The organism is Arthrobacter sp. T2-23, from assembly GCF_055398325.1.
Map to the genome: position 1 here is coordinate 560,437 of NZ_AP027917.1, position 21,866 is coordinate 582,302.

18 protein-coding genes are annotated in these 21,866 nt (G+C 69.1%); 9 read left to right on the forward strand and 9 right to left on the reverse strand.

The window, feature by feature from the left end; all coding sequences use genetic code 11:
* Positions 1-80: 80 nt before the first annotated feature.
* The 9 genes from ACZ5Z0_RS02655 to ACZ5Z0_RS02695 all read left to right on the forward strand — a co-directional run bounded on the left by ACZ5Z0_RS02655 (position 81) and on the right by ACZ5Z0_RS02695 (position 10,427).
* A complete protein-coding gene (locus ACZ5Z0_RS02655; protein ID WP_138769548.1) occupies positions 81-572 on the forward strand; it encodes a hypothetical protein in 492 nt (163 codons plus the stop codon).
* Positions 573-586: 14 nt separating this feature from the next.
* Entirely contained in the window at positions 587-1,114 is a 528-nt protein-coding gene (gene msrB / locus ACZ5Z0_RS02660) for a peptide-methionine (R)-S-oxide reductase MsrB (RefSeq protein ID WP_464109771.1), read from the forward strand.
* Between the two features lie 204 nt (positions 1,115-1,318).
* Positions 1,319-2,716 carry a DUF6421 family protein gene (locus ACZ5Z0_RS02665; RefSeq protein WP_464109772.1) on the forward strand — a complete coding sequence of 466 codons (1,398 nt, stop codon included), beginning with the start codon at positions 1,319-1,321 and terminating at the stop codon, positions 2,714-2,716.
* Positions 2,713-3,453: an SDR family oxidoreductase gene (locus ACZ5Z0_RS02670; RefSeq protein WP_464109773.1), complete on the forward strand. Its 741-nt coding sequence runs from the start codon at positions 2,713-2,715 to the stop codon at positions 3,451-3,453. Before ACZ5Z0_RS02665 ends, ACZ5Z0_RS02670 begins: the two co-directional genes overlap by 4 nt.
* 64 nt (positions 3,454-3,517) lie before the next feature.
* Positions 3,518-4,612: a threonine aldolase family protein gene (locus tag ACZ5Z0_RS02675; protein WP_464110691.1), complete on the forward strand. Its 1,095-nt coding sequence runs from the start codon at positions 3,518-3,520 to the stop codon at positions 4,610-4,612.
* 81 nt (positions 4,613-4,693) lie between these two features.
* Entirely contained in the window at positions 4,694-5,338 is a 645-nt protein-coding gene (locus ACZ5Z0_RS02680; protein ID WP_464109774.1) for a DUF3000 domain-containing protein, read from the forward strand.
* A gap of 63 nt (positions 5,339-5,401) precedes the next feature.
* Positions 5,402-6,853: an HRDC domain-containing protein gene (locus ACZ5Z0_RS02685; protein ID WP_464109775.1), complete on the forward strand. Its 1,452-nt coding sequence runs from the start codon at positions 5,402-5,404 to the stop codon at positions 6,851-6,853.
* 137 nt (positions 6,854-6,990) lie between these two features.
* On the forward strand, positions 6,991-8,265 hold the full coding sequence (locus ACZ5Z0_RS02690) for a thiolase family protein (protein ID WP_464109776.1): 1,275 nt from the start codon (positions 6,991-6,993) through the stop codon (positions 8,263-8,265).
* On the forward strand, positions 8,262-10,427 hold the full coding sequence (locus ACZ5Z0_RS02695) for a 3-hydroxyacyl-CoA dehydrogenase NAD-binding domain-containing protein (RefSeq protein WP_464109777.1): 2,166 nt from the start codon (positions 8,262-8,264) through the stop codon (positions 10,425-10,427). Before ACZ5Z0_RS02690 ends, ACZ5Z0_RS02695 begins: the two co-directional genes overlap by 4 nt.
* Positions 10,428-10,504: 77 nt before the next feature.
* Here ACZ5Z0_RS02695 and ACZ5Z0_RS02700 read toward each other — a convergent pair whose 3' ends face one another.
* From ACZ5Z0_RS02700 to ACZ5Z0_RS02740, 9 genes are all read right to left on the reverse strand, one after another.
* The gene (locus tag ACZ5Z0_RS02700; RefSeq protein ID WP_464109778.1) at positions 10,505-12,001 is read right to left on the reverse strand and encodes an ABC transporter ATP-binding protein; all 1,497 of its coding nucleotides are present in this window, start codon (positions 11,999-12,001) and stop codon (positions 10,505-10,507) included.
* Positions 11,998-12,750, reverse strand: a complete 753-nt coding sequence (locus tag ACZ5Z0_RS02705; RefSeq protein ID WP_464109779.1) for an energy-coupling factor transporter transmembrane component T — start codon at positions 12,748-12,750, stop codon at positions 11,998-12,000. The genes ACZ5Z0_RS02700 and ACZ5Z0_RS02705 overlap by 4 nt, the downstream gene beginning before the upstream one ends.
* A 3-nt stretch (positions 12,751-12,753) precedes the next feature.
* Positions 12,754-13,590: an ECF transporter S component gene (locus ACZ5Z0_RS02710; protein WP_464109780.1), complete on the reverse strand. Its 837-nt coding sequence runs from the start codon at positions 13,588-13,590 to the stop codon at positions 12,754-12,756.
* Between the two features lie 148 nt (positions 13,591-13,738).
* Positions 13,739-14,755 (reverse strand): nucleoside hydrolase, encoded by a 1,017-nt coding sequence (locus ACZ5Z0_RS02715; RefSeq protein WP_464110692.1) that lies wholly within the window; start codon positions 14,753-14,755, stop codon positions 13,739-13,741.
* Positions 14,756-14,799: 44 nt separating this feature from the next.
* Entirely contained in the window at positions 14,800-15,777 is a 978-nt protein-coding gene (locus tag ACZ5Z0_RS02720) for an aldo/keto reductase (protein ID WP_464109781.1), read from the reverse strand.
* A gap of 79 nt (positions 15,778-15,856) precedes the next feature.
* Positions 15,857-16,075 (reverse strand): helix-hairpin-helix domain-containing protein, encoded by a 219-nt coding sequence (locus ACZ5Z0_RS02725; RefSeq protein WP_464109782.1) that lies wholly within the window; start codon positions 16,073-16,075, stop codon positions 15,857-15,859.
* 95 nt (positions 16,076-16,170) lie between these two features.
* Entirely contained in the window at positions 16,171-16,728 is a 558-nt protein-coding gene (locus tag ACZ5Z0_RS02730) for a hypothetical protein (protein ID WP_464109783.1), read from the reverse strand.
* A 94-nt stretch (positions 16,729-16,822) separates the two neighbouring features.
* Positions 16,823-18,796, reverse strand: coding sequence for a 1-deoxy-D-xylulose-5-phosphate synthase (gene dxs / locus ACZ5Z0_RS02735; RefSeq protein WP_464110693.1), 1,974 nt, complete (start codon positions 18,794-18,796; stop codon positions 16,823-16,825).
* Between the two features lie 207 nt (positions 18,797-19,003).
* On the reverse strand, positions 19,004-21,814 hold the full coding sequence (locus ACZ5Z0_RS02740; protein WP_464109784.1) for an aconitate hydratase: 2,811 nt from the start codon (positions 21,812-21,814) through the stop codon (positions 19,004-19,006).
* Positions 21,815-21,866: the final 52 nt, after the last annotated feature.

The window sequence follows — 21,866 nt, forward strand, 5'->3', positions numbered from 1 at the left end:
GAACTAGCGGCCAACCCCGGCATCCGGCACACCCGCGGCACCGTCGTGCGGGGTGGCGGCCCGGGGGCTAGGCTGGGGGCATGAGCGACCCTATCGTCATCCTGACAGAAGAGCCCCTGGGCGCGGACGACCGCGTCAACATCGAAACCCTCGTGGCCGACGGCGATTCGCCGCTCGTTGTCCTGGTCCCGGCGAACACCGAGCGCCACCTGCTGGTGGACTTCCTGGAGAACCTCTCCATGCTGGAGATCGCCAAGGCCTTCCGGGAACTGACCGCCAAGCACCCCGATCCGGCTGTGGAACGAACGGCGGCCGCCGAAACGCTCGCCACCTCGCTCGCCGCCCTGGGCGGACTCGGCGGCGGCGTGACCGGCGAAATCGTGGAGGGCAAGGCCGTGGACGCCCTCGTCGCGAAGGTCAGGGAACTAAACGCCGGACAGGCCGTCGTGATCACCCGTCCGCATGCCGTCGCGGACACCTTCCACACCGACTGGGCCAACGAGGCCCAGGACAAGCTCGGCCTTCCGGTCCTGCATTTGTACGCCGGATCGGGATTTATCGGCGACTCCTGAGCGTTATTGAGGTCATGAGCATCTTCAGCAACAGGCCCAAGGTCCAGCCCGTCTCCTCCCCCGCCGCCGGGGACACCGCAGGGTCCACGTCCGAACAAACGGGCGGAAGCGCCGCTGGCGCGGTTGAAAAGACGGACCAGCAATGGCGCGAGGAACTGAGCCCGGAGGAGTACCGGGTGCTGCGCCAGGCCGGAACCGAACGGCCGTATACCGGCGAGTACTGGGACACCCACACCGAGGGCGTGTACCAGTGCCGGGCCTGCGGGACCGAGCTGTTCACCAGCCGGGAGAAATTCGACTCGCACTGCGGCTGGCCGTCCTTCTGGGCCCCCTTGGCCGACGGCACGGTGCGCTACATCCACGATCGCACCCTCGGGATGGAACGCATCGAGGTGCGCTGCGCTGCCTGCGATTCGCACCTGGGCCACGTGTTCGAGGGCGAGGGCTACGGCACTCCCACGGACCAGCGCTACTGCATCAACTCCGTCTCCCTTAGGCTCGTCCCCGCAGCCGACTCCGCGGCCACCGGCGCCGACGGCTAGCACGGGCGGCCAGCGCGGCCGGTTAGCACGGACGGCCAGCACGGCCGGCCAGGCCGCGAAGCCCCTGTCAGGCTGGAGCTGGACGCGTTGCGCCAGCCCGTTTGCCCCAGACTTTCTTATGCTCGACCCGTTTTTGAGTTAGCGATTCTGTTTGCTTGCTACGCTCGCCGTAGACGTTCACAGCAACCAGAAAGGCGCGCAACGATGACCGTAACCGCCCTCACCGCCTCTGCCCGGATCACCGCCGATTCCCCGGAATGGCAGCAACTCAAGGCAGCCGCGACCGCCCTGCAGGCCCTCCAGGTCAAGGACGGTTCCGTACCCGACACCGCCGACCACCCGGCCGCCGCGGACCACGTCGCCACCATCACTGCCGCGGTGACTGCCCTGGCCCCGGCCTGCCCGCACGACGCCGAGTACCTGGACCTGCTGGTCACGGACTTCCAGCGCTGGGCCAACGGCGGTTTCGGCGTTCCCGACTTCCTGGACTCCCTGCAGGCGTTCCAGCCGCAGCAACACCGCGTCAACGGACTCCAGCACCTGGTGGTCTTCCCGATGTACACCCAGAACGGCAGCAACAACCGCCTGGTCGAGGCCGTGCTGATCGAGGTCATCTGGCCCGAGTTCATCGACGGCCTGGAGGCGGGCGAGTACTCCAACAAACTCTTCGTGCCGATCCGCTTCCTGGACTTCACCCCCGGGTACGACACCAACTCCGCGGTGCTCTTCCCGGAGACCGTGGCCGTCCGGGAGACCCCCACCTTCACCTGGGGCGCCATCTTCGCCGACCGCGAGGCTGCCCGCTTCCGCCGTGTGCTGCGGGCCGCCGCGGACATCACCTCCCTGCAGCTCCCCGAGGATGCCGCCGCCCTGCTCGAGGACCAGGAGCTGACGCAGGCAACCTTCGTCATGTGGGACCTCATCCACGACCGCACCCACATGCGCGGCGACCTGCCGTTCGACCCCTTTATGATCAAGCAGCGCATGCCGTTCTTCCTCTACTCGCTCGAGGAACTCCGCTGCGACCTCACGGCCTTCCGGGAATCCGTGAAGATCGAAAAGGACGAGGAGGCCGATCCCGAAGCACGCCGGCACGCCAAACTGGTCCAGTACGCCGTCATCTTCGACCGCATCTTCCGCTTTGCGATCACCGGCAGCCGTGTGCGCAACTACGACGGCCTCGGCGGCCAGCTCCTCTTCGCCTGGATGCACCAGCACCACGTACTGCACTGGACCGACAGCAAGCTCAGCATCGACTGGGACGAGGTGGCCGACGTCGTGGTGGCACTCGGCGCCAAGATCGAGGACCTGTACTGGCGCTCGATCGACCGCCCCAAGACGGCGCACTGGCTGGCCGCCTACGAGCTGATCTCCGGCACCGTCACTCCCAACCCGGCCTCCGTCTGGGCCAAGGGTCCGGGCGCCCTGCCGCTGGACGGGCCACCCCGCGGCCTGACTGACCAGGTGCTCGACGACGAGTTCCCGCTCTCCATGTTCTACGAAGCGCTGGAGAAGAAGATGCGGACCGTGATCGAATCGACGGCCGGCATCACGGGTTCCACGGACACTACCCCGGGCACCACCCCGGGCAACGCCGGATGAGCGGCGGACGCACCCTCAATATCCTGGTGGCGGGCGGCAGCAGCCCGTCCGGGATCGCCGTGGCCCGTGCCCTCCGGGGCGCCGGCCACGCGGTCTTCACCGTCGGCTCCGACGCCGGCCGCATCGCGGCTGCCGCCGATGAGGCGGGCAACGGCGTGGTGCCGCTCGCCTGCGACCTCGCCGCTCCGGCAGCGGTCCGGGACCTCCGCGCGACGCTCACCGAGCAGGCCGGACGCGTCGACGGCGTGATCCACCTGGTCGGCGGCTGGCGCGGCGCGAAAGGCATCACGGACCAGAGCGACGAGGACTGGGACTTCCTGGAACGCAACGCCGTGACCACGCTGCGCAACGTCAGCCGGACCTTCTACGACGACCTTGCCGCTTCGGACACCGGACGCCTGGCCATCGTCTCGTCCACCGCGGTGGCCAGCCCGACGGCGGGCGGCGCCAGCTACGCGGCGGCGAAGGCGGCCGCGGAGACCTGGACGCTCGCGGTGGCCGACGGCTTCCGCCGGGCCCAGTCCGGGTCCACCGGCCCCGGCACCGACGCGGGGGAACAGCGCAGCGCCGCCGCGATCTTCGTTGTGAAGGCCTTGGTTGACGCCGCCATGCGGGCAAAGTCCCCCGAACGGAAATTCCCGGGTTTTACGGACGTCGAGGAGCTGGCGGCGGCCGCCGTCGGGCTCTTCCGGACCCCCGCCGCGGAACTGAACGGCCGGCGGCTGCCACTTAGCTGATGAGCCGGCACCTCTCTAGACTGAAAGCGTGAGCAAATCGATGACCAGTACGGTCGAAACAAACATGGTCGCAACAAACACAGTTGAAACCGGCCCCGCCAGCGCCGCGATGCGGCTCCACGATCCCTCCGTGCGCGGCTTCGCCTCGGACAACTATTCCGGCGTGCACCCGGAGGTGCTGGCCGCCCTGGCCGCCGCCAACGAGGGCCACCAGGTCTCCTACGGCGAGGACGACTACACCGCCCGCCTGCAGCAGCTGATGGAGGAGCATTTCGGGACCGGAATCGAGTGCTTCCCGGTCTTCAACGGCACCGGCGCCAACGTGCTCTCGCTGCAGTCCCTGCTGCCGCGCTGGGGCGCGGTCATTTGCGCCTCCACCGCCCACATCAACATGGACGAAAACGGTGCCCCCGAGCGGATCGGCGGCATCAAGCTGCTCCAGGTGCCCGCGGCGGACGGGAAGCTCACCCCGGCCCTGATCGACCAGGAAGCCTGGGGCTGGGGCGACGAGCACCGCGCCCAGCCGCTGGCCGTGTCCATCACCCAGACCACCGAGCTCGGTACCTGCTACACGCCCGAGGAAGTGCGCGCGATCGCGGAGCATGTCCATTCCAAGGGCATGAAGCTGCACATGGACGGCGCCCGGCTGGCCAACGCCGCCGCCCACCTGGGCGTGCCGCTGCGGGCCTTCACCCGCGACGCCGGCGTGGACATCCTGTCCTTTGGCGGCACCAAGAACGGGCTGCTCTTCGGCGAGGTGGTGGTGGCCCTGAACCCCGACGCCGCGCACGGCCTGGTCTACCTCCGGAAAATGAACATGCAGCTCGCGTCCAAGATGCGGTTTATGTCGGCCCAGTTCATCGCCCTGCTCGAGGGTGATCTGTGGCTGCGTTCGGCGTCGCACGCCAATGCGATGGCTGCCCGGCTGCGCGCCGGCGTCGAGTCGATTCCCGGCGTCGAACTGAGCCAAAAGACCGAGTCCAACGGCGTCTTCGCCGTCCTTCCCGCCGGCGTGGCGGACCGGCTGCGGAAGTCCTTCCGCTTCTACGACTGGAACGAGGCGGCCCGCGAGGTCCGCTGGATGTGCTCCTTCGACACTACCGAGGAAGACGTTGATTCCTTCATCGCCGCGATCAAGCGCGAGCTCGCGGACGCCTAGCCGCACCGCCGCGCATCCTCCCGGCCCGGCAGGGCGGCGAGCCTGCCGGGCCGGGAGGATGCCCATGCATACCCTTTCACTGTGAACGCACTCGACCAGGTTCCGACGGATTTCCTCTTCGCCTTGGGAACCCTTCGAAAAGCACGGTGCCGCAGCGAGCTGCGCCTCGAGGAGATCCCGGCCCCCGGCCGGCTCGCACCGTTCGCCGTGGCACTCGGCGCGGAAGTGGTGGTCCCCGGCGACGGCGCGTCCGGGGCAATCCACGGCCCGGCGGCCGCCGCGCTGGCCCCCGCGGCCGGCAGCGACGACGTCGAACTGGCCACCGGCCGTTTCATCCTCCTTCACGACCCGGACGGATCCGCGGTCTGGGACGGCGAATTCCGGATCGTCACCTATATCCGCGCCCAGCTGGAACCGGAGATGGGCAACGACGAGATGCTCGGCTCCGTCGCCTGGACCTGGCTCGTGGAGGCGCTGGAAAACCACCAGGCCGACTACCGGTCGGCCGGCGGCACGGCAACCCGGGTGCTGTCCGAGAGCTTCGGCACGCTGGCTGGCCGGCCCGGAACCATTGACATCGAACTCCGCGCCTCCTGGACCCCGGCCGGCCGCGACATCACCGCGCATCTGGAGGCCTGGTCGGACATGGTCTGCACTTTCGCCGGCCTCCCGCCGCTACCCGACGGCGTCTCCGCGCTGCCGCGCCGGCGTCCACGGCAGGCATGAACGGGCATCGCGACGCACCGCCTCGGCCTGCAACGATGGCGTTGTCGGTAAACTGGAGTCATCATGACCCCTCATAATCCGGAAATCACCACCGCGGGCACCACTTCAGGCACCGTCACCAACACCGCTTCAAGCACCGTCACGAACACTGTCGCGAGCACCGCAGCCAATACAGCCGCCGGCGCGGCGCAGGCCCCTGACACGGCAGCCCATATCACGGTGGAAGGCTTCGACAGCCTGGTCCCCGAGGTCATCGACCTCGACGCCCCGCGTGACGGCGTACCGCTGGTCATCGAGACCAAGGCAGGACTGGAGCGCTGCGCGGCAGCCCTGGCCGCCGGGCACGGCCCCGCGGGAGTGGACGCCGAACGGGCCTCCGGATTCCGTTACGGCCAGCGCGCCTTCCTCGTCCAGATCCGCCGCGAAGGCGCCGGCACCTGGTTGATCGACCCGGAGCCTTTCGGGGACCTCAGCATCATCAACGACGCGCTGCGCGGCGTCGAATGGATCCTGCACGCTGCCAGCCAGGACCTCCCTTGCCTCTCCGAACTGGGCATGTGGCCGGACAAGCTCTTCGATACCGAGCTCGCCGCCCGCCTCGCCGGGCTGCCCCGGGTGGGCCTCGCCGCGGTGATCGAGCAGCTGTTGGGCTTCGGCCTGGCCAAGGAACACTCGGCCGCGGACTGGTCCACCCGGCCGCTGCCCGAACCCTGGCTGCGCTACGCCGCGCTCGACGTCGAGGTCCTCACCGAGCTGCGCGAGGAGCTGATCGAGCTGCTCACCGCCGACGGCAAGCTGGACTACGCGGAGCAGGAATTCGCCGCGATCCTCGAGGCCGGACAGGCCCCGCCGCGTATCGACCCGTGGCGCAAGACGTCAGGGCTGCACCAGATCCGCGACCGCCGCCAGCTCGCCGCCGTCCGCGAACTCTGGCTGGAGCGCGACTCGCTGGCCCAGAAGCGCGACGTGGCCCCTGGTCGGCTGATCCCCGATTCGTCCCTCGTGGCGGCCGCCAAGGCCATGCCCAGCACCGTCCCGCAGTTGCTCGGCACCAAGGGCTTCCACGGCCGGGCCGCGCAGCGCGAGGCTCCGCGCTGGCTGCGTTGCATCAGTACCGCCCGCAGCCTCGACGAGCTGCCGCCGCTGCACCTGCCCACCAACGCTCCCCCGCCCCCGCGCGTCTGGGCCGACCGGGATCCGGAAGCGGCGGCACGCCTCGCCACCGCCCGGCCCATGCTGCAGGCCCGGGCCGAGGAACTCAACCTGCCGGTCGAGAATTTGCTCACCCCGGACTACCTGCGCCGGGTGGCATGGCGTCCCCCGGCGGAAATCAGTGAGGAAGGCATTGCCGAAGAGCTCCAAAACCTCGGGGCCCGCCAGTGGCAGATCCAGCTCACCGCCCCGTTGATCGCCGAAGCCTTCCTCAACCCGCAGCCGCTGCCGCCCAAGGAAGCCAAAGCAGCCAAGGAAGCATCGACGGGTCCGGGCGAAGCCTCCTCCGACGCCGTTTCCTGACGCGGCGGCTCCGCCTCCTTGCCAGCTATGTTACTGATGAGTAACATAGCTAGGGATGCGCCAGGATCATTCCTGCCGGCCAGGCCCCACGGGTGCGGGCAGCGATCCGGCACCCATGTCTCAATGAGGAGTAATACGTGAGCCAAGCCAGCAGCGCCAAGCAGACCACCGGAAGAAAGAACACCGTCCGCGACGTCGTCTTCGTCGACGGCGTCCGCACCCCGTTCGGCCGCGCCGGCGAGAAGGGCATCTACGCCGGAACCCGTGCCGATGACCTTGTGGTCAAGTGCATCCGCGAACTCATGCGCCGCAATCCGTCCCTGCCGGCCGAGCGGATCGACGAGGTGGCCATCGCCGCCACCACCCAGACCGGCGACCAGGGCCTGACCATCGGCCGCACCGCTGCCCTCCTGGCCGGCCTCCCGCGGACCGTTCCCGGCTTCGCGATTGACCGGATGTGCGCCGGCGCCATGACCGCGGTGACGACGACGGCGAGCGGGATCGGCTTCGGCGCGTACGACGTCGTGATCGCCGGCGGCGTCGAACACATGGGCAACCACCCGATGGGCGCCGGCGCGGACCCCAACCCGCGTTTTATGTCCGAACGGATCGTGGACCCGGCCGCCCTGAACATGGGCAACACCGCGGAGAACCTGCACGACCGCTTCCCCGCCATCACCAAGGACCGCACGGACGCCTACGCTGTCGCGTCCCAGGACAAGCTGGCCGCGGCCTACGCCAAGGAACAGATCCAGCCGGACCTGGTCCCCGTCGCCACCATGAAGCCCGGCCAGGGCTGGACCGTCAACACCGCGGATGAGCCGCCGCGTCCGGGCACCTCGGTCGAGGACCTCGCCGCGCTGCGCACCCCGTTCCGCGCGCACGGCCGCGTCACCGCCGGCAACGCCGCCGGCCTCAATGACGGTGCCACTGCCGCCCTGCTGGCCTCGGCCGATGCCGCCGAGGAACTCGGCCTGCCGGTCAAGATGCGGCTGGTCAGCTACGCCTTCGCCGGCGTCGAACCGGAGGTCATGGGCATCGGGCCGGTGCCGGCCACCGAGAAGGCCCTCAAGAACGCCGGACTCGGCATTGAGGACATCGGCCTCTTCGAAATCAACGAGGCCTTCGCCGTCCAGGTGCTCAGCTTCCTGGACCACTTCGGCATCGCCGACGACGACACCCGCGTCAACCGCTACGGCGGTGCGATCGCCGTCGGTCACCCGCTCGCCTCCTCCGGCGTCCGGCTGATGAACCAGCTGGCCCGCCAGTTCGAGGAAGACCCCAGCGTCCGCTTCGGCATGACCACCATGTGCATCGGCCTGGGCATGGGGGCCACCGTCATCTGGGAAAACCCGCACCACGCCGACTACGGCACCGATTACACCACCATCGAGACTGGAGCCGCAGCATGAGCGCCGCCGATTTCCACAAACTTGCCGAACTGTTTCCGGGCGAAACCGTGACCCACTCCTACGTCCAGGACATCAAGCTCCCGGCCGTCAATGGCACCAGCCCCGGGACCTTTGCACTGGTCACCCTGGACAACGGCCTCGACCACTCGAAGCCCACCACCCTGGGCCCGAACACCCTGATCGAGCTGGGCACCGTACTGGAGGGTCTGCGGGACCGCGCCGCTCGGGGCGAGATCGTCGGCGTCGGCGTGACCGGCAAGCCGTACTTCCTGGTCGCGGGCGCGGACCTGTCCACGGTCAAATCAGTCAGCGGCCGCGAACAGGGCCTCTGGATGGCCCAGCTCGGCCACGATGTCTACGCCACCCTGGCCAACCTCGGTGTCCCCAGCTTCGCGTTCATCAACGGCCTGGCCCTGGGCGGCGGCCTGGAGATCGCCCTGCAGTCCACTTACCGCACCGTCTCCACCGGGGCAGGCGCGCTGGCCCTGCCCGAAGCGTTCATCGGACTGATCCCGGGCTGGGGCGGCGTCTACATCCTGCCGCGGCTGATCGGCCCCGAGAACGCCGTCAAGGTCATGATCGAGAACCCGCTGAGCAACAACCGCACCCTGACCGGCCCGCAGGCCTACGAACTCGGCGTCGCAGACGCCATCTTCGAGCCCGCGGACTTCGTCGAGCAGTCCGTAGCCTGGGCCGCCCAAGTGATCGCCGGCGCCGTCACCCCGGCCCGTGCCAACGCCGTGGACGCCTCCGCCCCGGAGGTCGCCGAGCGCTGGGCCGGCGCCGTGGCCGCCGGCCGCGCTTTCGTCGAGGCCAAGACCTCCAACGCCTCCCCCGCCCCGGCAAAGGTCCTGGACGTGCTGGAAGCCAACCGGACCCTGACCCAGGCCGAGTCGGCGGAGCTTGAGTGCGAGACGCTCGCGGACCTCATGCAGACGGACGAGTTCCGCTCCACGGTCTACGCCTTCCTGGACCTCGTGCAGCGCCGTTCCAAGCGCCCCGCCGGCGCCCCGGACCGCAAGCTCGCCCGCCCGGTCACGAAGATCGGCGTCGTGGGCGCCGGCCTGATGGCCAGCCAGCTCGCGCTGCTCTTCGCCCGCCAGCTCAAGGTGCCCGTGGTGCTGACGGACATCGACCAGGCCCGGGTGGACAAGGGCGTGGACTACGTGCACGCCGAGGTGGACAAGCTGCTCGCGAGGAAGCGGATCAGCCCGGACGCCGCCAACCGGACCAAGGCCCTGGTCAGCGGCTCGGTGTCCAAGGAGGCGTTCGCCGACGCGGACTTTGTGATCGAGGCCGTGTTCGAGGAACTCAACGTCAAGAAGCAGGTGTTCAAGGAGGTCGAGGCGATCGTTTCGCCCGAGTGCATCCTGGCGACCAACACGTCCTCGCTGTCCGTCACGGCCATGGCCGAGGACCTGCAGTACCCGGAACGCCTGGTGGGTTTCCACTTCTTCAACCCGGTGGCCGTGATGCCGCTGCTGGAGATCGTCCGTGCGCCCAAGACGGACGACGCCGTGCTGGCCACCGCGTTCGAACTGGCCAAGGGCCTGAAAAAGTCCGCAGTGCTGGTCAAGGACGCCGCAGCCTTTGTGGTCAACCGGCTCCTGCTGCGGCTGATGGGCGAAGTGACCGCCGCGTTCGATGAGGGCACCCCGGCCGAGGTGGCGGACAACGCGCTGCGCCCGATGGGCCTGCCAATGACGCCGTTCACCCTTGGCGCCATGGTGGGGCTGCCGGTCGCTCAGCATGTCCAGGAATCCCTGCACGCCGCTTTCGGGGACCGCTTCACCGTGTCGAAGAACCTGCAGGTGCTGATCGACAATGGCATCAAGTCCCTTTGGGATCCGGCCTCGGTGAAGGCGGGCAAGCCGGTAATCCCGGCCGAGACCCTGACCCTGCTGTCCTTCGGCGATTCGCCGTCCACCGCCGAGGAAGTGCTGCGCCGCACGCAGGACGCCCTCGCTGAGGAAATCGGCCTGATGTTGGCCGAAGGCGTCGTGGCAGGACCGGAGGACATCGATCTGTGCATGATCCTCGGCGCCGGCTGGCCGATGTTCCTGGGCGGCATCACCCCGTACCTGGACCGGGTGGGCGCCTCCGAACGGGTCAACGGCAACAAGTTCTTGGCACCGGGTGTGGCCTCCGAACCGGCCGAGTAAGGCAAGCAGCCTCAGCCGTTAAGCACAAAAGGCGCCGCCGTCCCCGCCAGCAGGCAGGGACGGCGGCGCCTTTTGTGTCAGATCTCCCGCAGGGTGCCGCCGTCGAGCGCGAGGACTCGGTGGGCGCTGGCCCGGGCATAGTCGAGGTCGTGGGTGACCATAACGACGCCGGCGCCCCGCGCCGCCGCCGCGGCCACGGCGTCGGCGAGGTGTTCAAGGCCGTGCCGGTCCAGTCCCACGGTGGGCTCATCCAGGGCCAGGACGGCCGGACGGCGGGCCAGCACGGTGGCCAGGGCCAGCAGCCGCTGCCGGGAGGACGGGAATTCGGCGGGGTGCTCCCCCGCGGCGTCGGAGAGCCCGACGGCGGCCAGCGCCTCGAGCGCCCGTCCGGCCGCGGCCCCGGCGCCGACCAGGCGGGGCAGGCCGAAGCCGACCTCCCGCAGCGCCGTCCGTTCAAAGAGCTGGTCGCGCGGCTGCTGGAACAGCAGGCCGACCGAGGCAGCGATGCGGCCGGTCGGGATCCCGTCGATGCTTTGTCCCTGGACGCGGACCTCGCCGGCGTCGGGCCGGAGCAGCCCGTTGAAGTGGCGCAGCAGCGTGGATTTTCCGCTGCCGTTCGGGCCGGTGACGGCGACAATTTCCCCCGGGCGGACAGTGAGGTCCAGGTTCCGCAGCACGCCGGCGGGGCCGTAGCCGAAGCCGATCCCCCGCAGTTCAAGGACCGGCGCCGCAGCCGCTGCCGGGGCAACGGGCAGCGCCGGCGGGGATGCGGCAGCCAGGCCCGCCACCACAACGCCAGCGTCGCTCAGATGGGGGCCGCCCGCCAGCTCGGCCGGCGCGCCTTCCGCCGTCGCCGTGCCGCCGTCCAGCACGAGCCAGTGCCCGGCGCCGCGGGCCAGTGCATCCACCGCCTGGCTCAACAGCACGACGGCGGTGCCGGCGGCAAGCAGCCCGTCCACCAGCATCCGGAGCTGGCGGCCGCCAGCCGCATCAAGGGAGGCCAGCGGCTCGTCCAGGACCAACACCTCCGGCTCGGCAATGACAGCGCAGGCCACCGCCAGCCGGCGCAGCTCGCCGCCGGAAAGCTCCGCCGGGTCCCGCTCCATGAGCCCGGACAAACCGGTCAGTTCCGCGGTCCGCGCCACGCGCCGGAGCATCTCCAGTCGCGGGACGGCCCGGTTCTCGAGGCCGAAGGCCAGCTCCTCGGCGACCGTGGAGCGCACCGAGGAGAGCATGGCTCCGGCGTCCTGCGGCACGTAGCCTACCCGGCCGGACCAGGCGGCCGGGTCGATCCGGGGGTCTCCGCTAGCGCCGTCGAACTCCAGGACATCGGCGCCGAGGGCCAGGCTCCCGCGCAGGATCCCGGAGTGGCCGGCCCGGAGCCAGCCGGCGAGTACCTTGCCGAGGGTGGTCTTGCCGCTGCCGGAACCTCCCAACACGGCGGTCAGGGAACCCGGCCGCACGGACAGCCGTACGTCGCGCAGGGCCTCCCCTGCGTCGCCGTGGAAGCTGAAGCTGACGATCCGCGCGGCGGCTGCCGGCGGCGAGGAGGTGGCGCGTCCGGACGCGCTCATGCGGGGACCGCCGTCGGCCAGGCCGTGACGAGCCGCAGCACCACGGCGGCCGCGGTCAGCAGGAGCGCCGCGACACGGAAAATCCGCTGCCCGGGCGGGTCCTGCAGCTGCCGGTAGCTGGTCCGCGGGCCCGGTGCGCCGAAACCGCGCGCGTCGAGCGCCTGCGCCCGGACCCCGGCGTCTTCCAGCAGGCCCAGGACCAGCGGCACCGCCTGCAGCCTGGCGGCGGCCAGTTTGGGCAGCAGCCCGCGCCGCACCACCAGCCCGCGCGCCTCCTGCGCCTGCCGGATCTTCTCCAGCCGACCGGCCACGGCGGGGACCAGGGTGAGCGTGGAAGCGAGCACAAAGCTGAACTGCGGGGGGATCCGCCGAATGGCCAGGGCGGTCAGGAGATCCGGGACGTTGACGGTGAAGGAGAACAGCAGGAGCACCAGGACCGACGCGGCCGTCCGCGAGGCCAGCTCCAGGGCGAAGCCAAGCCCCTCTGTGGTCACCCGGGCCGGCCCCCACTGCGCCAGCACCGTGTGGCCTTCCGGGAAGAAGAGCCCGTGCAGTACCAGCAGGGACAGGCACAGCGGCGCCAGGATGACCGCTGCGGACGCCAGCACCCGGGGCCCCACGCTCGCGCGCACGGCGAGCAGCACGGCCGCCAGGGCCACCGCGAGGGACAGCGGCCAGCTGCCCGCCGCCGTCGTGGTGACCGCGGCGCAGCCTGCCGCGGTCAGGGCCGTCAGCGGGTGCAGGCGCATGGTTTAGGCGACAGGTGCCGCCGGGGCCTTGCCGGCGAGCACCCGGAAGCGGCGGACGAAGGCGAACTGGAACGTGGTGCGGCGTGGCAGGGCATACGCCAGCAGGGCGGCGATCGTGAAGACGATGGCCTTGTCCATCGGGTCCGAGATGAGGGCCTGCTTGGTGATGGCGGCCAGCAGGGTGTCGCCCATGGCGCGGAAGGCGCTGACGACGGCTCCGGTGCCCAGGCCCGCGGTTCCGCCGTAGACGAACGCCGCAATCGGGGCGGAGACAACGCCGGCCAGGATCCCGGTGACGAAGCCGGCCACGGGCGCGAGGTAGAAGCGGCGGAACAGGCCGCCGCGGGCGGCGAGTCCGGCGAGGAAGCCGATCAGGGCCGCGCCGGCGGCGAAGGGGAGCACGGTGGGGTTGACGAAGGACCATACGATGCTGCCGAGCACTCCGGTGGCGGCGCCGGCGGCCGGGCCGGCCAGGACGGCGATCAGGACCGTGCCGATCGCGTCGAGGTAGAACGGCAGTCCGGTGCTGCCCATCAGCTGGCCGAGGACCACGTTGAGCACGATCGCCACCGGTATCAGGACCAGGGTGGACGTGGGCAGTACGGGCAACACGGCGACCAGCAGCAGTGCCGCGCCGAGCAGGAATCCGCCGAGGGCCACGAGCGCGGAGAAGCTGGCCAGGCCGTCGGCGAGCTCCACCGGCTGGGTCAGGACGAGGAAGACATAGGTGGCCGCGATGGCCGCGGCGCCCGCGACTTCGAGCAGCCGACGGCGGCGCGGGGACCGTGCGGCTCCGTTCCTGGAGCCTGCGTCGGGGAGGGTCAGGGGCTGCTGTGACATGGGAAAAGTCCTTCGGCGTGGGTCTGGAATATCCGCCTCATGTCACCTCGGCGCAGCTATCATCTTAGCGATCCCCCGCCCCGCCGGAAACACCGCCGGGAACACCGGGGGGTACACCGCCGCCGGGGGCTCCTGTTCCCGGTTGCGGCTACCGTGAGGCCAGCGACCGGGCCAGGGCGCCCACCGAGGAAATCAGCTCGTCGAAGCACTGGCCGGGATCGTTGTCCGCGACGATCCGGGCGTTCGGCGGCAGCCCCCAGAGTCCGCGGAAGTCGGCCACGGTGGTGCCGGCCAGCAGCGGGGAGTCGGTCTCGACGTCGACAGTCGCTGCCCGGGTGCTGAACGGTGTGCGTCCAACGGCGGCACAGGCGGCGAACGCATCGTGCATGTGGGCCACGTAGCCCTGGTCGTAGAGCCGGTGGAACTCCATGTAGAAGCGGATCGCGTCGGACAGGCAGGCGACCAGCGGGCTGCTGGAGGTGCTCCGCTGCCCCTCGGGTTGGTCCGGGAGCACCAGCTCGGGTTCGGCGGCGCCGGCGGCCTCGCCGAGCCGACGCAGGTGCTCCGGCAGCATCTCAATCCGTTCGGTCGATTCCAGGGCGCAGACCACCGGCAGCTTGTCCTCCGGCAGCCCGCGGTAGGCCGCGAAGACCTCCTTGGCGGCGTGCGGATCCACCGAGGTGTTCCATTCCGCCGTCGGGGTCGTGTTGCCCTGGTAGTAGAAGCTGCCGCCCATGATGACGAGGCCCTTGAGCAGCCGCGGCAGTTCCGGTTCGCGGCGCAGGGCAAGGGCGAAGTTGGTCAGCGGTCCGGTGATCAGCCCGGTGATCTCCCCCGGGTGCGCCCGGGCCTCCTCCACCCAGACGTCGACGGCGTGGCGCTGCGAAATCGGCTGGGCGGGGGCGGGCAGCTCGGCGTAGCCGATCCCCTGCGGCCCGTGGGTCTCTTCGGTGGTGACGAGCGGGATTTCCAGCGGGACCTCGGCGCCGATAGCGACTTCTATCCCCTGCCGCCCGCACAGCTCCAGCAGTGACAGGCTGTTCAGGGCCACCTGGCGCGCGCCGACGTTGCCGGCGGTGCAGGTGATCGCCTGCAGGTGAACCTCGGGCCGGGACAGCAGGTAGACGATGGCCAGGGCGTCGTCGATGCCGGTATCGACATCCATCAGGATCCGCCGGAGGGCGGCGTCAGTCTCGGGCACAGTGCGGCTCAGAACAGTGCGACCTTCGGCGTGCGCGGGAAGATCTCATCGAGTTCGGCGAGCTCCTGGGCGTCCGGGACCCAGGCGACGGCGGCGGCATTCTGCCGGACCTGTTCGGGCCTGGTCGCGCCCGCGATGACGCTGCTGACGGAGGGCTGGGCGGCAAGCCAGGAGAAGGCCACCTGGATCTCGGTCAGATCCCGCTCGGCGGCGAACGCGGAGAACGCCCCCAGCTGCTTCCAATCGGCGTCGTGGACGAGGTTGGTGCGCGTGTGGCTCAGGCGCGAACCTTCCGGCGCCTGGCCCTCGGAGTACTTGCCGGTCAGCAGGCCGTTGGCCAGCGGGAAGTAGGGCAGCACACCCAGGCCGTAGGCTTCGGCGGCCGGGGTGACTTCCAGCTCGGCGCGGCGGTCCAGCAGGTTGTAGTGGTTCTGGCTGGAGATGAACCGGGCTCCGCCGCGGTTGCGGGCCACAAATTCGGCCTCGGCGACCTGCCAGCCGGCCCGGTTGGAGTGGCCGATGTAGCGGACCTTTCCGCTGGTCACGAGTTCATCGAGGGCCGCGAGGGTCTCATCGATGGGGGTGAGCGGGTCCGGCGTGTGGAACTGGTACAGGTCGATCCAGTCCGTTCCGAGCCGCCGCAGGGACGCCTCCGCGGCCTTGATGATGTAGCGGCGGGATCCACGGGCGCCGAAGTCGTTGCCGTTGGCTCCGCCCATGTCCATGCCGAACTTGGTGCCGATCACGGCGTCGTCGCGGCGGGACCCGAGTGCCTTGCCCAGCATGGTTTCGCTGAGCCCGGGCTCGCGGCCGTAGGTGTCCGCGACGTCGAAGAAGGTAATGCCGGCGTCCAGGGCCGCATGGACGACGGCGTCGGTCCCCTCCTGCGACTCGGTGGCGGTGTTGGCCCGGCCCAGGTTGTTGCAGCCCAAGCCCACGACGGAGACGGTCAGTCCGGAATTTCCTACGCGGCGGTATTCAGTCATGGGATTCAGCCTATAACGGGCGCGCGCGCCGCCGCGTCAAGGGCGGCACGCCCCCCCTCCGCCACAGGGGCCCGTCCCCCTATCCTGCGGGCAGTTCCAGCCCGTGTTCGTCCATGGCGTCCTGGAGCTGGGCCAGGGTGCGCGGGCAGACGCCGGGCATCCCGGTCAGCTTGCGGCGGCCCAGTTCCATGACATGTTCGAGGGTTTCCACGCCTTCATGTGCCAGGGACTTGCGGGCGGGGGCCGCCAGCCCTGCGGGAAGTGGAGTGCTGCCGGGTCGAGAGGATTTTCGCGTCATTGCGTTGCCTTCCAGTCGCTTGCCCCCAAAACTGATGTGAGCCGTGTCCGGCTCCTTGCAGGTACTTTCCGGGCCATTTTCCGGACGGGTGGTGCCTAGAGCGTGAAGCTGTTGGTGGGTTTGGCCGAGTGCTTGAGTTTGAAGTCCGTTCCGCCGAACGGTGCGGCGCCGATGCTGAGCTTGGTGAAGTCCAGGTCCTCGCCGCGGATGCAGACCTTGATCGCGTTGACGGTCTTGTTGATGTCCGGGGTGAGGCAGAAAATGTTCAGCTTGGCGTCGGAGAATTCGGAGCGGTCCACCACTCCGAGGCCGCGCCAGGCGAGGTGGCTGATCAGGGCGTCCTTGGCCTTTTCCTCGAGGTAGCGGTCGCGGCTGGTGCCGTCCTTGGTCTTGAGCGCGTACTGCGCCACGACCCAGAACTGCTCCTCCTCCGGAATTTCGGCGTAGCCGTCCTCGGCGCACTGCACGGCGAACGCGTCCATGAGCCGCTCCGCGGTCTCTGCGTCGGCCGCGCCGGTTTCCTCGGTGGTGCTCTGGTGCCCGACGACGCCGTGGTTCATCACGAACTCGTGGTACTCCTCATCGATCCAGGCCTCCCTGAAGTGCAGGACTCCCTCTTCGTCGCGTTTGTAAACCCGGATGATGCCGCTCATGGCTGTCCCTTCGTAAACCGTCCGCGGCACGTGCCGTCGAAGGGTGCTTGCTGTGCCGTGACGGCGTGGTACTGCTGGTCCAATGACGGGGTCCTCACAGGATCGGCAGGCTGCCGGTGCTGGGATGCGCCTGGCCGGGCAGCGGCCGCGCGAACGGCACCTTGGTCCCGAGGACCTGGGCGACGACGTCGTGGGTGATCTGCTGGGCGGTGAGTCCCACGCGCTCGAGCACCTGGCTGCGGCTCCCGTGGTCCAGGAACTCCACCGGAAGGCCCACCTCGTTGAGCGCGGTGTCCACCCCGGCGGCACGCATTTCCTGGCGGATCCGTGAGCCCACGCCGCCGGCCCGGACGCCGTCCTCGATGCAGATCACGAGGCGGTGGTGCGAGGCGAGGGCGATGACGGACTTGGGGACCGGCAGGACCCAGCGCGGGTCCACCACCGTGGAGCTGATGCCCTGGGCGCCCAGGCGGTTGGCGACGTCAAGGGCGAGTTCGGACATCGCGCCGACGCTGACGATCAGGACGTCGTTTTCGCTCGACCCGGCAGGCCGGCGCGCCAGCACGTCGACCCCGTCGCTGAGGCGTTCGAGTGCTTCCACTTCGGCGCCGACCGTGCCCTTGGAGTAGCGGATGACGGTGGGGGCGTCTTCGACGGCGACCGCCTCGCGCAGTTCCTCGCGCAGCCGGGACGCGTCGCGGGGCGCTGCCAGGTGCAGGCCGGGAACGATCTGCACCATTGCCATGTCCCACATGCCGTGGTGGCTGGCGCCGTCGGGCCCGGTGACGCCGGCCCGGTCCAGCACCACGGTGACGCCGGCCTTGTGCAGCGCCACGTCCATCAGCAACTGGTCGAAGGCGCGGTTCAGGAAGGTCGCATAGACGGCCACCACCGGGTGCAGTCCGCCGAAGGCCATGCCGGCCGCGGAGGTGAGGGCGTGCTGTTCGGCGATACCGACGTCGAACACCCGGTCCGGGTGGCGCGCGGCGAACTTGTGCAGCCCCACCGGGATCAGCATGGCCCCCGTGATGCCGACGATGTCCTTGCGTTCATCGGCTATATCGGCGATCTCATCGGCGAACACAGAAGTCCAGGACTTCGCGCCGCCGGCTTCGGTGGGCTCGCCGGTTTCCGGGTCGATGATCCCGACGGCGTGGAACTGGTCCGCCTCATGGGCGCGGGCCGGCGCGTAGCCGTGGCCCTTTTCGGTCATGGCGTGGACGATCACTGGCCCGGCGTAGTTCTTGGCCGTGGACAGCGCGTTCTCCATGGCCTGGAGGTTGTGGCCGTCCACCGGGCCGATGTACTTCATGCCGAGGTCCTCGAACATGCCTTGCGGCGCCCACCAGTCCTTGATGCCCTTCTTCATGGCATGCAGGCTCTTGTAGGTGAACTGGCCCACGGGGCCGCCGCTCTGCAGCCGCTTCTTCCACCAGTCGAGGGCGCCTTCGTAGGCGGGCGCGGCGCGAAGCGAATCGATCGTGGGGCGCAGCGAGGCGAGGTAGTCGGCGACGCCGCCCACGGTCGGGGCGTAGGAGCGGCCGTTGTCGTTGACGACGATCACCACGCGGCGCTTCTTGTCCGCGGCGATGTTGTTGATGGCCTCCCAGGCCATGCCGCCGGTCAGGGCGCCGTCGCCGACGACGGCAATGACGTACCGGTCGCCGTCGCCGGTCAGCCGGCGGGCGCGGGAGATGCCGTCGGCCCAGGACAGCGAGGACGAGGCATGGGAGCTTTCGACAATGTCGTGCTCGGATTCGCCGCGGTCCGGATAGCCGGAGAGGCCGCCCTGCTGGCGGAGCGTGCTGAAGTCCTGGCGGCCGGTGAGGAGCTTATGCACATAGGACTGGTGGCCGGTGTCAAAGACGATGCTGTCGCGGGGGGAATCGAAGATCCGGTGCACCGCAATGGTGAGTTCAACGACGCCGAGGTTCGGCCCGAGGTGGCCTCCCGTCTGGGAAACGTTGCCGATCAGGAACTCCCTGACCTCGGCGGCCAGCTGTTCCAGCTGCGCCTCGGACAATTTGCTCAGGTCCTGCGGACTCCGGATGGTCTCCAAGATTCCCAACGGCCCCTCCTTGCGGGTAGTAGACATGCCTTTTAACTCTAACGCCTCGGAACCGGGCGGGATGCCGGAAACGGGAAAGCCCCGGTCCGTCGGGGACGGACCGGGGCTTTCGGGCGGTGCTGCCGGACGCCGCTAGCTAGCGGAGACGATCTCCGCGCTCCCCCGGTAAACCCGGCGGAAAAGCGTTGCCGGGTTTACCGCGGGACCCTACGCGGAGATCTGGCGCAGCACGTACTGCAGGATGCCGCCGTTGCGGTAGTAGTCGGCTTCACCCGGGGTATCGATGCGCAGGACCGCGTCGAAGCTCGTGGTGGTGCCGTCTTCGGCCGTGGCGGTGACCTTGAGGGTCTTCGGCGTGGTGCCTTCGTTGAGGGCGGTGACGCCCTCGACCACGAAGGTTTCCGTGCCAGTCAGTCCCAGGCTGGCGGCGTTCTGGCCGGCCGGGTACTGCAGCGGCAGGACGCCCATGCCGATCAGGTTGGAGCGGTGGATGCGCTCGTAGCTCTCCGCGACGACAGCCTTGACACCGAGCAGTGCAGTGCCCTTGGCGGCCCAGTCACGGGACGAGCCGGAGCCGTACTCCTTGCCGGCCAGGACAACCAGCGGGGTGCCGGCGGCCTGGTAGTTCTGCGCGGCGTCGTAGACGTAGGCCTGGGGGCCGTCGGCCTGCGTGAAGTCGCGGGTGAAGCCGCCCTCGACGCCGTCGAGGAGCTGGTTCTTGATCCGGATGTTGGCGAAGGTGCCGCGGATCATGACTTCGTGGTTGCCACGGCGCGAGCCGTAGGAGTTGAAGTCCTTGCGCTCCACACCGTTGGCCAGCAGGTACTGGCCGGCCGGGGTGTCGGACTTGAAGGAACCGGCCGGGGAGATGTGGTCCGTGGTGACGGAATCGCCGAGCTTGAGCAGCACGCGGGCTCCGGTGATGTCCTTCACGGGCTCCGGCTTGGCCTGCATGCCCTCGAAGTACGGGGGCTTCCGGACGTATGTGGACTTCTCATCCCAGGCGAAGGTGTCGCCGGCCGGGGTGTCGAGCGCCTTCCAGCGGTCGTCGCCCTCGAAGACGCCCTCGTAGCCGCGGGCGAACATGCCCTTGTCGATCGAGGAGTCGATGACCTGCTGGACCTCGACCGGGTTCGGCCAGATGTCCTTCAGGAAGATGTCGTTGCCGGCCTCGTCCTGGCCCAGCGCGTCGTTCTCGAAGTCGAAGTCCATGGTGCCGGCGAGGGCGTACGCGATGACCAGCGGCGGGGAGGCCAGGTAGTTCATCTTGACGTCCGGGTTGATCCGGCCTTCGAAGTTGCGGTTGCCCGAGAGGACTGCCGTGACGGAAAGGTCGTTGGCCTGGATGGCCTCGGAGATTTCGGCGTCGAGCGGGCCGGAGTTACCGATGCAGGTCGCGCAGCCGTAGCCGACGATGTAGAAGCCAAGCTTCTCCAGGTACGGGGTCAGGCCAGACTTGTTGTAGTAGTCGGTGACGACCTTGGAACCCGGGGCCACGGAGGTCTTGACCCACGGCTTTGAGGCGAGGCCCTTCTCCACGGCATTGCGGGCCAGCAGCGCGGCGGCCAGCATCACGGACGGGTTGGACGTGTTGGTGCAGGAGGTGATCGAGGCGATCGACACCGCACCGTGGTCCAGTTCGAACTCGCGGCCGTCGGCGGTCTTGACGGCCACCGTCTTGGACGGGCGTCCGTTGGCCTTGGGGCCGTGGCCGTGCGGGGCCTGGTCCGCGAGGTGGGTCGCCGAGGCGGTGAAGGACGGCGAGTCCGACGCCGGGAAGCTCTCGTCGATCGCTTCGTCCAGGCTGCCGTCGGCGAGGTCTTCCTTCACGTAGTTGCGCAGGTCCTCGCGGAACTGGGCCTTCGACTCGGTGAGGATGATCCGGTCCTGCGGGCGCTTCGGGCCGGAGATCGACGGAACAACGGTCGACAGGTCCAGCTCGAGGTACTCGGAGAACTTGATTTCGCGGGACGGATCGTGCCAGAGGCCCTGCTCCTTGGCGTACGCCTCGACGAGGGCGACGTTCTCGTCGGACCGGCCGGTGAGGCGCAGGTAGTCGAGCGTGACGTCGTCGATCGGGAACATAGCGGCGGTGGAGCCGAATTCGGGGCTCATGTTGCCGATGGTGGCGCGGTTGGCCAGCGGCACGGCCGCGACGCCTTCTCCGTAGAACTCCACGAACTTGCCGACCACGCCGTGCTGGCGCAACTGCTCGGTGATGGTGAGCACGACGTCGGTGGCGGTGGCGCCGGCCGGGATGGAGCCGGTCAGCTTAAAGCCGACGACGCGCGGAATCAGCATGGAGACGGGCTGGCCCAGCATGGCAGCCTCGGCTTCGATGCCGCCGACGCCCCAGCCGAGCACGCCCAGGCCGTTGACCATGGTGGTGTGCGAGTCGGTGCCGACGCAGGTGTCCGGGTAGGCGCGGAGCGCGCCATCAACCTCGCGGGTCATGACGGTGCGGGCCAGGTACTCGATGTTGACCTGGTGCACGATGCCGGTTCCCGGCGGGACGACTTTGAAGTCGTCGAACGCGGTCTGGCCCCAACGCAGGAACTGGTACCGCTCGCCGTTGCGCTGGTACTCGATCTCCATATTGCGCTCCAGTGCGCCGGAGTTGCCGAAGGCGTCGATCTGGACGGAGTGGTCGATGACCATTTCCGCCGGCGCCAGCGGGTTGACCCGCTTGGGGTCGCCGCCGAGTTCCTTGACGGCCTCACGCATGGTGGCGAGGTCGACAACGCAGGGCACGCCAGTGAAGTCCTGCATGATCACGCGCGCCGGCGTGAACTGGATTTCAGTGTCGGGCTCGGCGTTGGGATCCCACCCGGCCAATGCGCGGACGTGATCGGCCGTGATGTTCGCGCCGTCCTCGGTCCTCAACAGGTTTTCAAGCAATACCTTGAGGCTGAACGGAAGGTTTTCTGCACCTTCAACGGAGTTCAACCGGAAAATTTCGTATTCGGTACCGGCTACATTAAGTTTGCCTTTTGAACCGAAGCTGTCCACAATGCTCATCGCAGGACTCCTCTCGCAACAGTTTCATCTTTGTCGCGCCGCAGACCCCTTG

Coding starts and splice junctions, on each gene's coding strand:
- ACZ5Z0_RS02655 (WP_138769548.1), top strand. CDS start 81: ATGAGCGACCCTATCGTCATCCTGACAGAAGAGCCCCTGGGCGCGGAC.
- msrB (WP_464109771.1), top strand. CDS start 587: ATGAGCATCTTCAGCAACAGGCCCAAGGTCCAGCCCGTCTCCTCCCCC.
- ACZ5Z0_RS02665 (WP_464109772.1), top strand. CDS start 1,319: ATGACCGTAACCGCCCTCACCGCCTCTGCCCGGATCACCGCCGATTCC.
- ACZ5Z0_RS02670 (WP_464109773.1), top strand. CDS start 2,713: ATGAGCGGCGGACGCACCCTCAATATCCTGGTGGCGGGCGGCAGCAGC.
- ACZ5Z0_RS02675 (WP_464110691.1), top strand. CDS start 3,518: ATGGTCGCAACAAACACAGTTGAAACCGGCCCCGCCAGCGCCGCGATG.
- ACZ5Z0_RS02685 (WP_464109775.1), top strand. CDS start 5,402: ATGACCCCTCATAATCCGGAAATCACCACCGCGGGCACCACTTCAGGC.
- ACZ5Z0_RS02695 (WP_464109777.1), top strand. CDS start 8,262: ATGAGCGCCGCCGATTTCCACAAACTTGCCGAACTGTTTCCGGGCGAA.
- ACZ5Z0_RS02700 (WP_464109778.1), bottom strand. CDS start 12,001: ATGAGCGCGTCCGGACGCGCCACCTCCTCGCCGCCGGCAGCCGCCGCG.
- ACZ5Z0_RS02705 (WP_464109779.1), bottom strand. CDS start 12,750: ATGCGCCTGCACCCGCTGACGGCCCTGACCGCGGCAGGCTGCGCCGCG.
- ACZ5Z0_RS02710 (WP_464109780.1), bottom strand. CDS start 13,590: ATGTCACAGCAGCCCCTGACCCTCCCCGACGCAGGCTCCAGGAACGGA.
- ACZ5Z0_RS02715 (WP_464110692.1), bottom strand. CDS start 14,755: ATGGATGTCGATACCGGCATCGACGACGCCCTGGCCATCGTCTACCTG.
- ACZ5Z0_RS02720 (WP_464109781.1), bottom strand. CDS start 15,777: ATGACTGAATACCGCCGCGTAGGAAATTCCGGACTGACCGTCTCCGTC.
- ACZ5Z0_RS02725 (WP_464109782.1), bottom strand. CDS start 16,075: ATGACGCGAAAATCCTCTCGACCCGGCAGCACTCCACTTCCCGCAGGG.
- ACZ5Z0_RS02730 (WP_464109783.1), bottom strand. CDS start 16,728: ATGAGCGGCATCATCCGGGTTTACAAACGCGACGAAGAGGGAGTCCTG.
- ACZ5Z0_RS02740 (WP_464109784.1), bottom strand. CDS start 21,814: ATGAGCATTGTGGACAGCTTCGGTTCAAAAGGCAAACTTAATGTAGCC.